Annotated in this window: 15 protein-coding genes and 4 tRNA genes; 5 read left to right on the top strand and 14 right to left on the bottom strand. The window is 55.7% G+C overall.

The genetic code is table 11. The features are described 5' to 3' along the window. Window positions 1-21: 21 nt before the first annotated feature. The 13 genes from rplL to G6L01_RS05235 all read right to left on the bottom strand — a co-directional run bounded on the left by rplL (window position 22) and on the right by G6L01_RS05235 (window position 7,911). On the bottom strand, window positions 22-396 hold the full coding sequence (gene rplL / locus G6L01_RS05295; protein WP_070150352.1) for a 50S ribosomal protein L7/L12: 375 nt from the start codon (window positions 394-396) through the stop codon (window positions 22-24). A gap of 69 nt (window positions 397-465) precedes the next feature. Next, window positions 466-984 (bottom strand): 50S ribosomal protein L10, encoded by a 519-nt coding sequence (gene rplJ / locus G6L01_RS05290; protein ID WP_015915729.1) that lies wholly within the window; start codon window positions 982-984, stop codon window positions 466-468. Between the two features lie 344 nt (window positions 985-1,328). Beyond that, on the bottom strand, window positions 1,329-2,024 hold the full coding sequence (gene rplA / locus G6L01_RS05285; protein ID WP_015915728.1) for a 50S ribosomal protein L1: 696 nt from the start codon (window positions 2,022-2,024) through the stop codon (window positions 1,329-1,331). Window positions 2,025-2,026: 2 nt separating this feature from the next. Further along, window positions 2,027-2,458, bottom strand: a complete 432-nt coding sequence (gene rplK, locus G6L01_RS05280) for a 50S ribosomal protein L11 (RefSeq protein ID WP_070167176.1) — start codon at window positions 2,456-2,458, stop codon at window positions 2,027-2,029. A gap of 146 nt (window positions 2,459-2,604) precedes the next feature. Continuing rightward, window positions 2,605-3,135, bottom strand: a complete 531-nt coding sequence (gene nusG / locus G6L01_RS05275; RefSeq protein ID WP_060715712.1) for a transcription termination/antitermination protein NusG — start codon at window positions 3,133-3,135, stop codon at window positions 2,605-2,607. Between the two features lie 16 nt (window positions 3,136-3,151). Beyond that, the gene (gene secE / locus G6L01_RS05270) at window positions 3,152-3,352 is read right to left on the bottom strand and encodes a preprotein translocase subunit SecE (protein WP_015915725.1); all 201 of its coding nucleotides are present in this window, start codon (window positions 3,350-3,352) and stop codon (window positions 3,152-3,154) included. Between the two features lie 182 nt (window positions 3,353-3,534). Then, window positions 3,535-3,610, bottom strand: a tRNA-Trp gene (locus tag G6L01_RS05265). Window positions 3,611-3,731: 121 nt separating this feature from the next. Further along, on the bottom strand, window positions 3,732-4,385 hold the full coding sequence (locus tag G6L01_RS05260; RefSeq protein WP_070167177.1) for a hypothetical protein: 654 nt from the start codon (window positions 4,383-4,385) through the stop codon (window positions 3,732-3,734). 136 nt (window positions 4,386-4,521) lie between these two features. Further along, window positions 4,522-5,379, bottom strand: a complete 858-nt coding sequence (locus tag G6L01_RS05255) for a 3-deoxy-manno-octulosonate cytidylyltransferase (protein WP_234891985.1) — start codon at window positions 5,377-5,379, stop codon at window positions 4,522-4,524. Window positions 5,380-5,381: 2 nt separating this feature from the next. Beyond that, window positions 5,382-6,071: a glycosyltransferase family protein gene (locus G6L01_RS05250; protein ID WP_070167178.1), complete on the bottom strand. Its 690-nt coding sequence runs from the start codon at window positions 6,069-6,071 to the stop codon at window positions 5,382-5,384. Window positions 6,072-6,340: 269 nt separating this feature from the next. Then, a complete protein-coding gene (tuf, locus tag G6L01_RS05245) occupies window positions 6,341-7,516 on the bottom strand; it encodes an elongation factor Tu (protein WP_060715705.1) in 1,176 nt (391 codons plus the stop codon). A gap of 210 nt (window positions 7,517-7,726) precedes the next feature. Then, window positions 7,727-7,800, bottom strand: a tRNA-Gly gene (locus tag G6L01_RS05240). A gap of 26 nt (window positions 7,801-7,826) precedes the next feature. After that, a tRNA-Tyr gene (locus tag G6L01_RS05235) sits at window positions 7,827-7,911 on the bottom strand. 218 nt (window positions 7,912-8,129) lie between these two features. Between G6L01_RS05235 and rlmB the strand changes: the two genes are divergently transcribed. The 3 genes from rlmB (at window position 8,130) to G6L01_RS05220 (ending at window position 9,791) form a co-directional block, all read left to right on the top strand. Continuing rightward, window positions 8,130-9,011 carry a 23S rRNA (guanosine(2251)-2'-O)-methyltransferase RlmB gene (gene rlmB / locus G6L01_RS05230; protein ID WP_070167179.1) on the top strand — a complete coding sequence of 294 codons (882 nt, stop codon included), beginning with the start codon at window positions 8,130-8,132 and terminating at the stop codon, window positions 9,009-9,011. A gap of 211 nt (window positions 9,012-9,222) precedes the next feature. Next, complete coding sequence (locus G6L01_RS05225) at window positions 9,223-9,414, top strand: hypothetical protein (protein ID WP_070167180.1); 192 nt, start codon at window positions 9,223-9,225, stop codon at window positions 9,412-9,414. A 227-nt stretch (window positions 9,415-9,641) separates the two neighbouring features. Further along, window positions 9,642-9,791: a hypothetical protein gene (locus tag G6L01_RS05220; RefSeq protein WP_174089195.1), complete on the top strand. Its 150-nt coding sequence runs from the start codon at window positions 9,642-9,644 to the stop codon at window positions 9,789-9,791. A gap of 64 nt (window positions 9,792-9,855) precedes the next feature. Here the strand turns inward: G6L01_RS05220 and G6L01_RS05215 are convergent. Then, a tRNA-Thr gene (locus G6L01_RS05215) sits at window positions 9,856-9,931 on the bottom strand. A 241-nt stretch (window positions 9,932-10,172) separates the two neighbouring features. On the opposite strand from G6L01_RS05215, the gene G6L01_RS05210 reads away from it, so the two are divergent. Both G6L01_RS05210 and G6L01_RS05205 read left to right on the top strand, forming a co-directional pair. After that, entirely contained in the window at window positions 10,173-10,946 is a 774-nt protein-coding gene (locus G6L01_RS05210) for an NAD kinase (RefSeq protein WP_070167181.1), read from the top strand. Window positions 10,947-10,988: 42 nt separating this feature from the next. Continuing rightward, window positions 10,989-11,534, top strand: coding sequence for a hypothetical protein (locus G6L01_RS05205; protein ID WP_234891984.1), 546 nt, complete (start codon window positions 10,989-10,991; stop codon window positions 11,532-11,534). Window positions 11,535-11,536 lie beyond the last annotated feature (2 nt).

Raw genomic sequence — 11,536 nt, 5'->3', positions numbered from 1 at the left:
CGCCGGAGCCGAAAGTCTGAATTACTTGACGTCAACCTTGGCGCCAGCGTCTTCAAGCTTCTTCTTCAGGTCTGCAGCTTCAGCCTTGGAAACGGCTTCCTTGACAGCCTTAGGAGCGCCTTCAACGAGGTCCTTGGCTTCCTTCAGGCCGAGGCCTGTGATCGCGCGAACTTCCTTGATGACGTTGATCTTGTTTGCGCCGGCATCCGTCAGGATAACGTCGAATTCGGTCTTTTCTTCTTCAACAACTGCAGCAGCAGCGCCGCCAGCAGCAGCAACAGCCACAGGAGCAGCTGCAGATACGCCCCACTTTTCTTCGAGCAGCTTGGAAAGCTCAGCAGCTTCCAGAACGGTCAAAGAGGAGAGGTCTTCTACGATCTTAGCGAGATCAGCCATTTTACTAGTCCTTTATCAGTGTTCGGTTCGAAACGAACTGGTTTTGGGTATGAACAGCGAAAAACCGCCTTACGCGGCTTCGTCCTTCTTGGCATAAGCCGCAAACACGCGAGCAAGCTGAGCTGCCGGTGCCTGAACAACGCCTGCGATGCGAGTAGCCGGGGTCTGAATCATGCCGACCAGCTTTGCACGCAACTCGTCCAGCGAAGGCAGGGTCGCAAGCGACTTGACTGCATCCACGGAGAGCGTGGTTGTTCCCATGGAACCACCGAGAACAACGAGCTTGTCGTTGGTCTTGGCAAAGTCCATGACGACTTTCGGAGCCGTGATCGGGTCGACGCTGTAAGCAATCAGCGTCTGGCCCTTGAAGAGATCTGTCATCCCTTCCGACTCCGTGCCCTGAAGAGCGATCTTGGCCAGACGGTTCTTCGCGACTTTGACGGTGCCGCCAGCAGCACGCATTTTTGAACGGAAGTCGTTCATCTGCGCAACCGTGACACCAGCATAGTGGGCCACAACAACCGAACCAGAAGCCTTGAAGACTTCGTTCAGTTCTGTGACGAATTCGCGTTTTTCCGCTCTTTCCACTGTCTGTCTCCAGTAGACGGGACCGCAATCCTGCAGGCCCCATCGGGTTTGCCTTTGCCTCAAGGGATCTAAACTCGTCAGATCCCAAGCGACGCTTGAGGATCCTGTCCCCCCGCACTGTCACCCGAAGGCGTCAGGCACAAGGCACACAAGGCTCGAACCGACACTTCCGTAACGCCTTGGCGTCCGTGAAGAATTTCGGGTCTTACCCGTCTCATGCAGGCAGTTATTAAGGCCGCAAGGCCGCCCACAATCTCGGACAGGAAATCCGGTGATAAAACCGGACATTCCCGGTCCCGAAGGACCGGGAATTCTTGGATACGGGGCAAAACACCCCGAGAAATTTAAGCTGTGACCGACGAAGGGTCGATCTTGACGCCAGGACCCATGGTCGAGGAGATCGCTACGCGCTTGACGTAGTTACCCTTGGCGCCAGCTGGCTTTGCCTTGATGACGGCGTCAGCGAAAGCCTTGATGTTTTCTTCAAGAGCCTTGGCTTCAAACGAGGCCTTGCCGATACCGGCATGGATGATACCAGCCTTTTCGACGCGGAACTCGACGGCGCCACCCTTGGAAGCCTTGACAGCGCCTGCGACATCCATGGTCACAGTGCCAACCTTCGGGTTCGGCATCATGCCACGTGGGCCGAGAACCTTACCGAGGCGGCCGACCAGCGGCATCATGTCAGGCGTTGCGATGCAACGGTCAAAGTCGATCTTGCCGCCCTGGACGATTTCGACCAGGTCTTCGGCGCCAACAACTTCTGCGCCAGCTGCGCGGGCTTCATCAGCCTTGGCGCCACGAGCGAAGACAGCAACGCGAACGTCGCGGCCAGTGCCATTCGGCAGGTTGACAACGCCACGGACCATCTGGTCGGCGTGACGCGGATCAACGCCAAGGTTCATGGCGATTTCGATGGTTTCATCGAACTTGGCAACGGCACGTTCCTTGACCATCGAAATGGCGTCGGACAGGGCAACCAGCTTGGTGGGATCAACGCCTTCGCGGATCTTCTGAATACGCTTTGCAAGCTTTGCCATGATTAACCTACCACTTCCAGGCCCATGGAGCGGGCAGAACCCTCGACCATTGCCATAGCGCCGTCAACGTCGGCAGCATTCAGATCCTTCATCTTGGCTTCGGCGATCGTACGAACCTGAGCCTTGGTGATGGTACCAACCTTTGCACCCTTGCCCGGAGTCTTCGAGCCAGACTGGATCTTTGCTTCCTTCTTCAGCCAGTAGGTAACTGGCGGCTGCTTCATGATGAAGGTGAAGGACTTGTCCTGGTAATAGGTGATGACGACCGGAATCGGCATGCCCTTTTCCATTTCCTGCGTGGCGGCATTGAACGCCTTGCAGAATTCCATGATATTTACGCCACGCTGACCAAGCGCAGGACCGATTGGCGGGGACGGGTTAGCCGATCCTGCCTTGACCTGAAGCTTGAGCTGGCCTGCAACTTTTTTAGCCATTTCTCTCTGCCTTTCTATCAGACCGGTTGCCCGGCCCACTCATGCCGGATATGCCGGCGGCTGCGGTTGCGTGGTGCGTATGAACGGTCCGGCTTAAGAGACCGCCGCACTCCCACGCGAAACGGGAGGTTTCCCTCCCGCAGCAATCAGACCTTTTCGACCTGACTGTATTCAAGCTCGACCGGTGTAGCGCGGCCAAAGATCGACACTTCGACCTTAAGGCGCGACCGCTCTTCGTCAACATCCTGAACAACACCGTTGAAGGATGCAAAAGGACCGTCAGAAACACGAACCTGCTCACCGATCTCGAAGGAAAGCGACGACTTGGGACGCTCGACACCTTCCTGAACCTGACCGAGAATGCGATCAGCTTCATAATCAGGAATCGGAACCGGCTTATTGTCGGAACCAAGGAAGCCCGTAACCTTCGGGGTATTCTTAATCAGGTGATACACCTCATCCGTCAAATTCGCCCGCACCAGCACATAGCCAGGGAAGAACTTGCGTTCGCTGTCCACCTTGCGGCCGCGACGAACCTCGACGACCTTTTCGGTCGGAACGAGGATTTTCTCAAAGAGATGCTCAAGACCCTTTTGGCGAGCCTTCTCTTCAATCGATTCCGCGACTTTCTTTTCAAAATTAGAATATGCGTGGACGATATACCAACGTGCAGCCATGTTCGTTCCCGTCCTGTTAATTGCCGAGATTCAGGACAAGGCTCAAAACCCAGCCAATAACCTGATCCGCCGCAAAGAAAAACAGCGAGGCAAAAATCACCATGGCCAACACCATCAGCGTCGAGATCACAGTCTCGCGGCGCGACGGCCAGGTGACTTTGGACGTTTCAGAGCGAACCTGCTGCAAAAACGCAAATGGATTAGTCTTCGATGCCATCTAATGCCCACGCATTTACGGCACGTAAAGCTGAAAAGATCAGCCCCACGCACCGCGTGTCTGTTTGAGTGTTACATAAACGCCGATTCTCACTTTAACAAGGGCAAAACCGACATTTAAACAAATTCTACAACGCCAAAACCCACCAGCCGAAAAAATCAATTCCAACACTGTGTGAAAAATGGCAGGGGCAGTAAGGCTCGAACTTACGACCTGCGGTTTTGGAGACCGCCGCTCTACCAACTGAGCTATACCCCTATCTGCACGTCCGAGTGATGTGCCTATGGCCATCCCGTCCGTTGCTTGGCGCTCCGTTTAAGACGGTCGGTGACGATTGGCAAGAGGGTTTTTTGCACATTCAGAACAAAATACCGTTTTCCTACCAGTGACGGCTATAGCTTGCCCGGAAGGTCGTCGAAGGCGCATCGAGCAGATTGGTCATAGCGGCGGAAAGACCGACATCGCCGAAAACCTTTTTCTCGATACCGACAGATCCAGTCGTCGTCGCATCCAGCTGGTCGATGCCTGCTTCGCTGTAGAGCGACGCCGACCAATCCGGCATGGACAAATCCAACCGCTGGCTTGCAGACAGCCCCGCCCCATCACCACTAACTCGGCGCACCTCTATAATGCGCGTCGAGCCAAGCGTGAAATCAGGTGTCAACGTCCAGTTCCAGGCACGCTCCATCGACAGGCTGGAGGCACCCGTTGCGGGCGTGAAACTGGTATTGAGATAGGTCGCAGGCCCATTGGTTTTGTCGCTCCCTTCCAGTCGCACCCGTCCCCAAAGCCGCAACGGCAGCGTGGATTGATCCACCTGCCCGCTCTTGGTGGCAATAACAGAGGTATCGACACCTATTTTCGGTTCAAAGGCATTGCGCAACTGAACGCCGGTTTGAATGGCAACGCCACTCGTGCCGTTGCGTGAGACGTTCCAGATGAGCGGCCGGCCAAAGTCGGCAGCGTGACCAGCCCAGGAAAATGGTAGAATCAAAAAAGGCGCAATCGCAACCGCGCACATCAGACGAATCATAGACGCATCTTTATGTGTTCAGGGTGGGCTCGGCCCAGGCAAAACGGGACGGCGTAGATAGTTATAAAGCTATATAAACGAACAGCTCTCTTGACCGCAAATCACATTTTTGCGTTGCAGCATGACAAGACTTTGATCAGTTCTTCGCCTTCTTGGCGTTCAATCGCTGTTTTCTGGTTTTCGGCTTCAGCTTTTTGGAAAGCTGATAGAACCAGCGCAGGATCTTGGTGACGGAAATCAGCTTATCGATTTCCTTGTTTGCCCCTTCAAGACGGCTGGCCAGCACGTCAGCGGCAGACAGCGCAACCGCCCCCTCGCTCAAATCAGGGAATCGTTGCAGCAACGCAGCATAAGCATTTTTCTCGGCTGCTCCAGGAGCGACAAGTTTGCCGGAATGGATGAACAATCGCAGCACGACCTGTTCGAATGTCCAGTCATGCAAATGAAAGACTTTCCATTTCTCACTGCGCCGCGCTGAAAACCCATCCAACAGGATGGTCTTTTCGGGCAGGTACTCGCTCAGCCACAAGGCCAAGGCAAATCCGCTGGTCGGAATATGATCGTCAGGATAAAAACTGGAAAAATGGCTGGAGAGATCCAGATGGCCGACCGCAGCCCCTTCGAATTTTGTGGCATCACTGAACAATTCGCCAGGATGGGCCCTGACATTCATCACGCCCAGAAATGCATCGTCCGGAAAATAGCCAAGCACGTTCTTGACTTCCTTGCGGTAAACGATGTTGGCGCCAACCGAACCACTGCGTGCCACCAGCAGAGACGGGCGATCGAACGGCTTGTCGAGGATCTTGTAGACCTTGTTGAAAAACACGAACAAGGCGGTTTGCGGCAACTCCCGCCGCAGCCTGTCCACATTGGCCTCCTCGCTGTTGGCGACGAGGACAATGTGAGTGAAACGGCCGAGCAACGCCTGCCAGTCCGTAAAGGCCTGGATGCTGGCGGTCGTGGGGCGCGCGCTGCCGTTCTGGACTGTCATGGTCACAGGCTCTGCGTGACGTGCAGCATGCGTTCGCGGGCAGCAAACCACTCTTCTGCATAATCGTCATTCTTGTACTGTTCGAAATAAGGGCCGCCATCGGTGAAATGGACGATCTTCGCGGCCGGATCATGGTCATACTCATTGACCAGATAATTCCAATGCAGCGGCAGCCCACCGATCAGGTCATCACTTTCAAGCCATTTGAACTGGTGCAGTTGCAGACCGGTTGCCGTGTTGACGTAATCCTTGGTCAACGCCGTGCATTTGGCGTTGTTGAACAGCATAACGCTCGACCAGTTCTTCTTTTCGTATTTGGTCTGAGTCTGACCGAGGAACTTGGTTTCCACCTTCGGCTGGTAGTCATGCTTGACACACATCACGGCGTAGCGGTCGTCGCGCAGCGCCCAGAGTTCGGCCAGATCGGCGCGCGCCAGCATGTCGCAATCCATGAACATGCTCCAGCCCTGGTAATCGCTCAGATAAGGCACGAGAAACCGTGAGAAGGAAAACTCTGTCGATTGCAGCGGATTGCGCTCGCGCGTGAAAATACCAGTTAGGTTGTCGAGGACGATAGGTGTGAAGGCGACGGGAATGGACGAGTGTTCAAGAATGCTCTGGGCGAGCACATGATAGGCCACGACTTCCTTTGTATCGAAGCCAATGAAGATCTGAAGCTTGTTGTCCAACACCGCAACTCCTGAAATTGTAGGTCTGTTTCCTATTAAAGGATAGGGGCCGCTGCGGACAAGAGAACCAGGCCCTTAACTGCATTAGCCACCAAGAATTTGCAGTACGGCTTGCCGTTTTGCAGATTTTGTCATGGTCTCCATCGCAATAGCGTCCAATTTGAGGAAGACCGCTCCCCAGAAACATAAACAGTTCAATCGTAACATCCTAAATGCAAAAACCCCGCTGTTGCCAGCGGGGTTCCATCTCATCCCCCTAAGGGAAGAAATTATTATTCGATGATCGAAGCGACGATGCCGGCGCCGACGGTACGGCCGCCTTCGCGGATCGCGAAGCGCAGCTTTTCTTCCATCGCGATCGGAACGATCAGCTCAACCTGAACCGTCACGTTGTCACCAGGCATAACCATTTCCGTGCCTTCTGGCAGGGAAACAATACCGGTAACGTCCGTCGTGCGGAAGTAGAACTGCGGACGATAGTTGGTGAAGAACGGTGTATGACGGCCGCCTTCTTCCTTCGTCAGGATGTAGGCTTCCGCCATGAACTTCTTGTGCGGCTTGACCGAACCAGGCTTGCACAGGATCTGACCACGCTCAACGCCGTCACGGTTCACACCGCGAACCAGAGCGCCGATGTTGTCGCCAGCCTGGCCCTGATCGAGCAGCTTGCGGAACATTTCAACGCCGGTAACCGTCGTCTTCGAGGTCGCGCGGATGCCGACGATTTCGACTTCTTCGCCAACCTTGACGATACCACGCTCAACGCGGCCCGTCACAACCGTACCACGGCCAGAGATCGAGAACACGTCTTCGATCGGCATCAGGAACGGCTGGTCAATCGGACGCTCAGGCGTCGGGATGTAGGCATCAACAGCCGCCATCAGTTCGCGGATCGCGTCTTCGCCGATCTTCTTGTCCGAATCTTCAAGAGCGGCCAGAGCCGAACCCTTGACAACCGGAATGTCGTCACCAGGGAAGTCGTAGGACGACAGAAGTTCGCGCACTTCCAGTTCGACCAGTTCCAGAAGTTCGGCGTCGTCAACCTGGTCAACCTTGTTCAGGAACACGACGATCGCGGGAACGCCAACCTGACGGGCCAGCAGGATGTGCTCGCGGGTCTGCGGCATCGGGCCGTCAGCAGCCGAGCAAACCAGGATCGCGCCGTCCATCTGCGCTGCACCGGTGATCATGTTCTTGACGTAGTCGGCGTGGCCGGGGCAGTCAACGTGAGCGTAGTGACGGGCAGGTGTTTCATATTCAACGTGGGCCGTCGAAATGGTGATACCACGTGCCTTTTCTTCCGGAGCGGCGTCGATTTGGTCATACGCCTTGAACTCGCCGAAATACTTCGTGATTGCTGCCGTCAGCGATGTCTTGCCGTGGTCAACGTGGCCGATCGTGCCGATGTTAACGTGCGGCTTGTTGCGCTCAAACTTACTCTTTGCCATTTGAATGCTTCCTGTGAACGTAAAAGGTTGACGCGGCGAACCGGTTTAGTGCCGCCGTTTAAGGCTTTCGGTCCGATTGCGCAAGCCATAAATGCGCATGGCCCAAAGCGGGTGCTTTGCGAGGGTGTCCAGCAGTGCAATTCCAGCAAATACGCGTGAAAACGGCACAGATCGCACGTTGGAAAATGACTGAAAGATATTATGGAAAGCTGGAGCGGGTAGCGGGAATCGAACCCGCGTATTCAGCTTGGAAGGCTGCTGCTCTACCATTGAGCTATACCCGCGGCGGTTTTAGATCCAGGTGTCGAAATGGTGGAGGGAGTTGGATTTGAACCAACGTAGGCTGAGCCAACGGATTTACAGTCCGTCCCCTTTAACCACTCGGGCATCCCTCCAGTATTTCGACCGGATCAAGCAACCAAGCTTACTATCCCGGTGCGTTGAACTTCGCTTTCAAGCTTGGCTCACCGCGTTCCGTGGCGGCTATATGACGGCCCGAAACGGAGATGTCAACACGCCTTAGAAGGAAAATTTTCATGTTTTTTCCTCGTTCGGGCATCCCGGCAAACCGGGGGTCTCTATCCCCTGGCACGCAAGCCCGCTATAAGGCGCCATGAGCAAAGATAACCCAAACGACACGTCCGACCGCGATAGCCACTATGCAACTTTGCGCCGTCAGGTGCGGGATGCAAAGCGTGAACGCGGCGAGATTCCCACCCCGCAGCCGCAAAAGCGGCGCAAGTCCAACGGCGATTGGACACCACCGCCAATCGCCCCCGACCAGGTATTTTTATATGGCCTGCATACGGTGCGTGCTGCCCTCAACAATCCCGAACGCAAGCCAATCAAGCTGTCGTTGACCCAGAATGCGCTGGTACGGCTGGAAATCGGCCCGGTCGATGCCCTGCCCTTTCCTGTGGAAATCGTCACGCCGCAAGATCTCGACAAGCATCTGGGGCCGGAAGCCATTCACCAGGGCGTCATGCTGGAAACCCGGCCGCTGCCGCCTCGCCGTCTTGAAGCGCTGAAGGAAAGCCCACTGTTGCTGGTGCTGGACCAGGTGACCGATCCGCATAATGTCGGGGCAATCATGCGCACCGCCGTCGCCTTCGGTGCTGGCGCGGTGATCACCACCATGCGCCACAGCCCGACCGAATCAGGTGTATTGGCGAAATCTGCCTCCGGTGCGCTGGAATTGATTCCCTATATTCAGATCACCAATCTCGCCGATGCGCTGGGCGAATTGCACAAGCTAGGCTTCGTTTCCATCGGGCTCGATTCGGAAGGGCCAAGCCCGCTGGAAGAGACATTCAGTGGCGACAAGCTGGCACTGGTGCTGGGCTCCGAAGGTAAGGGCCTGCGCCAAAAGACTCGTGACACAGTCAACGCACTGGCGCGGCTCGACATGCCCGGTGAAATCAAATCACTGAACGTGTCGAATGCGGCGGCTATCGCCCTCTATGCTTCACGCCAGTTCCTGTTGCGCAAAAGCTGACATCACGGCGTCGGTTCCGATGTCCTCGACCTCGGAGCCGACTATCTGCAAGCCTTTCCGGGAATATCCTCTATCATTCCCGGCCGGTCAGACGCCAATACTGCTAGCTGATAGCATCACGGTAGGCTCGACATTTGGCGAGACGTCAAAATCTTCGGAACCAATGCCCAGCCCTATGGTTGTCCTTCTGAACAGAAGAAGGAGGATAACCATGCCAACCACAATTCCCGAAAGACCAGAAGGCGCACCGCGCGGCCCGCAGGGCACGCCCGGCATTCCAGACCGTAAGCAGGATGGCGCGGTAAAACCGCCAATCCAGGATCAGGGCGACACCAAAAATCCCAATGATCCGGTACCAAGCCCGCCCCTGCTACCGATCGGCGACCCTGCCGGACTGGCCTGACAATTATCTTTGAATACTCTCCCCGGCGCATTGTGAAGCGGCGGGGATATTCTTTTTTATCGGTGGCGAGGCAATGCCAGTCCGTTCATGGCAGTCGCCGACTTTGAGATTAACCGATTCGTGGGCCGCTGATTTTGTGGCTCATCGTAACCATGCCGCAAGCTTTGCGTGAAATAAATGCCGCCGATCATGCATGGCTTTATCATAGCCCATGAGAGGAGGCACCCATGAGCGACAATGTTATAAAATTCAGAAAACCTGCCCCGCCGAAGCAACCGCGGCCGGGGCTGCGCAAAGTGGTGGTCGTACTCTGTATCGTCGCGGCTTTCGCGCTCGCCTGGGCGTATTTCGCGTTTATCGCACCCGGCGGGCTTTGACGAACGTCGTCGCTACGACGATCCTAGGATCAGCAGTTCAAGCGATGGAATTGATGTGAAATAATGGTGCCCCCGGCAGGATTCGAACCCGCGACCCCCTGATTACAAATCAGGTGCTCTACCAACTGAGCTACAAGGGCAGTGGCGTCTGACTACCAGATTTTTCCGCGCTGTAAAGAGGGTATAACGAAAAAGCGTCATGCAGGACGGCTCAAACGATATCTGTCTGGATCTGGTTTTGAACCACAACACCTGCCTGGTGTTATCCATCGCGCTCCACGTCCGCAACCCTGATTTCAAGGGTTTTAACAACGCGAAAAAACTTGGCGTAGGGTTAGTTTATCATGTACGAAGAAGGCCCTTTCCAACAGGTTTTTTCGCATGGCGCGTTCCTTCCGGTCGCTTTCTTTCGTCGCAACGAACACCCCGGAGGCGCTTGCATCCCGCGAAGAGCTGATTCGAACCTATGGCTACACGCCACCCGAAGAGGCCGATGTGCTCGTCGTGCTGGGCGGCGATGGCTTTATGCTGCAAAACCTGCATGACACTATGAATTCCGGGCGGCTGATCTATGGCATGAACCGGGGCAGCGTCGGCTTCCTGATGAATGATTACCGGGTGGACGATCTGCCGGAGCGAATCGCAATCGCCACCGAGAATGATTTTCATCCCTTGAAAATGACCGCGCTCAGCGAAGACGGCACGCAAACCGTTGCGCTTGCCATCAACGAGGTCTCTTTGCTGCGGCAATCCTATCAGGCGGCGAAATTAAGGGTCCTGATCGACGGCCAGGAGCGCCTCGATGAGCTGATCTGCGATGGGCTGATGGTGGCGACACCGGTCGGCTCCACCGCCTATAATCTTTCCGCCCATGGGCCGATTCTGCCGCTTGATGCACCTCTTCTTGCGCTTACCCCCGTCTGCCCGTTTCGGCCCCGGCGCTGGCGTGGTGCCTTGCTTCCCGACCGGGTTACGGTGATGATCGAGGTGCTCGAAGAACGAAAGCGTCCGGTCAATGCCGTCGCCGACAATATAGAGGTCAAGTCGGTTCTCACCGTCCAGATCGAACAGGCCAAGGATATTACCGCGCGGATCTTGTCAGATCCTGATCATTCCTGGTCGGAACGAATCCTCGCCGAGCAATTTGCCAATTGAAACATATTGTGCAGCACAAGGGGCGTAAGCCGGAGTGAACCGATGCAGATGAAGGGACGCCTGGATTTTTCAGCAGCCGCCACCGCTGTTGCCGCGGCACTGATGGTCTGCACCTTCACATTTTCGTTCACGAATACCGCCGCATTGGCACAGGAAGCCGAAACGGTGCCGCCCGCCGTGACATTCTTGATCAGCGGGGGCTATTGGGAGGATCCCGGCACGGCAAGCAGCACCGGTATCGTCAAAAGCCCTGCCGTCATCGACGCAAGCAAGGACGGGACGCGGCGCGGTTATTACCGGCTCTACGCCCTGCGCCAGCCAGACCGCACCGCCAAGGTTTTCCTCAGCCAGATTTCCGTTGGAGGTCAAGGGTCACAGATTATCGACACCGTTGAATTGCAGGAAATTACCGATCTGCATGCCTATGTCACCGATATTCGCAGCGAAGACCCATCCGGGGTTAATCGCGGTTTTGGCCTTTCGGCAACCGTCTATCTAAAGCAGGACGCCCGTTCGAATGACCCGGAAAGCTGGACGGTGGTGGTCGATGAATTCGGCGAAATCCAGGTCGAGCGTGAGAGCCACTGAGC

It is taken from the genome of Agrobacterium vitis (assembly GCF_013337045.2).
GTDB classification, from domain to species: Bacteria; Pseudomonadota; Alphaproteobacteria; order Rhizobiales; family Rhizobiaceae; genus Allorhizobium; species Allorhizobium vitis_B.
This window is presented reverse-complemented; position numbering and strand designations above follow the sequence as displayed.

Coding starts and splice junctions, on each gene's coding strand:
- G6L01_RS05260 (WP_070167177.1), bottom strand. CDS start 4,385: ATGATTCGTCTGATGTGCGCGGTTGCGATTGCGCCTTTTTTGATTCTA.
- rplL (WP_070150352.1), bottom strand. CDS start 396: ATGGCTGATCTCGCTAAGATCGTAGAAGACCTCTCCTCTTTGACCGTT.
- G6L01_RS05205 (WP_234891984.1), top strand. CDS start 10,989: ATGCAGATGAAGGGACGCCTGGATTTTTCAGCAGCCGCCACCGCTGTT.
- rlmB (WP_070167179.1), top strand. CDS start 8,130: ATGAGCAAAGATAACCCAAACGACACGTCCGACCGCGATAGCCACTAT.
- G6L01_RS05225 (WP_070167180.1), top strand. CDS start 9,223: ATGCCAACCACAATTCCCGAAAGACCAGAAGGCGCACCGCGCGGCCCG.
- G6L01_RS05220 (WP_174089195.1), top strand. CDS start 9,642: ATGAGCGACAATGTTATAAAATTCAGAAAACCTGCCCCGCCGAAGCAA.
- G6L01_RS05210 (WP_070167181.1), top strand. CDS start 10,173: ATGGCGCGTTCCTTCCGGTCGCTTTCTTTCGTCGCAACGAACACCCCG.
- tuf (WP_060715705.1), bottom strand. CDS start 7,516: ATGGCAAAGAGTAAGTTTGAGCGCAACAAGCCGCACGTTAACATCGGC.
- rplA (WP_015915728.1), bottom strand. CDS start 2,024: ATGGCAAAGCTTGCAAAGCGTATTCAGAAGATCCGCGAAGGCGTTGAT.
- nusG (WP_060715712.1), bottom strand. CDS start 3,135: ATGGCTGCACGTTGGTATATCGTCCACGCATATTCTAATTTTGAAAAG.
- rplK (WP_070167176.1), bottom strand. CDS start 2,458: ATGGCTAAAAAAGTTGCAGGCCAGCTCAAGCTTCAGGTCAAGGCAGGA.
- G6L01_RS05255 (WP_234891985.1), bottom strand. CDS start 5,379: ATGACAGTCCAGAACGGCAGCGCGCGCCCCACGACCGCCAGCATCCAG.
- secE (WP_015915725.1), bottom strand. CDS start 3,352: ATGGCATCGAAGACTAATCCATTTGCGTTTTTGCAGCAGGTTCGCTCT.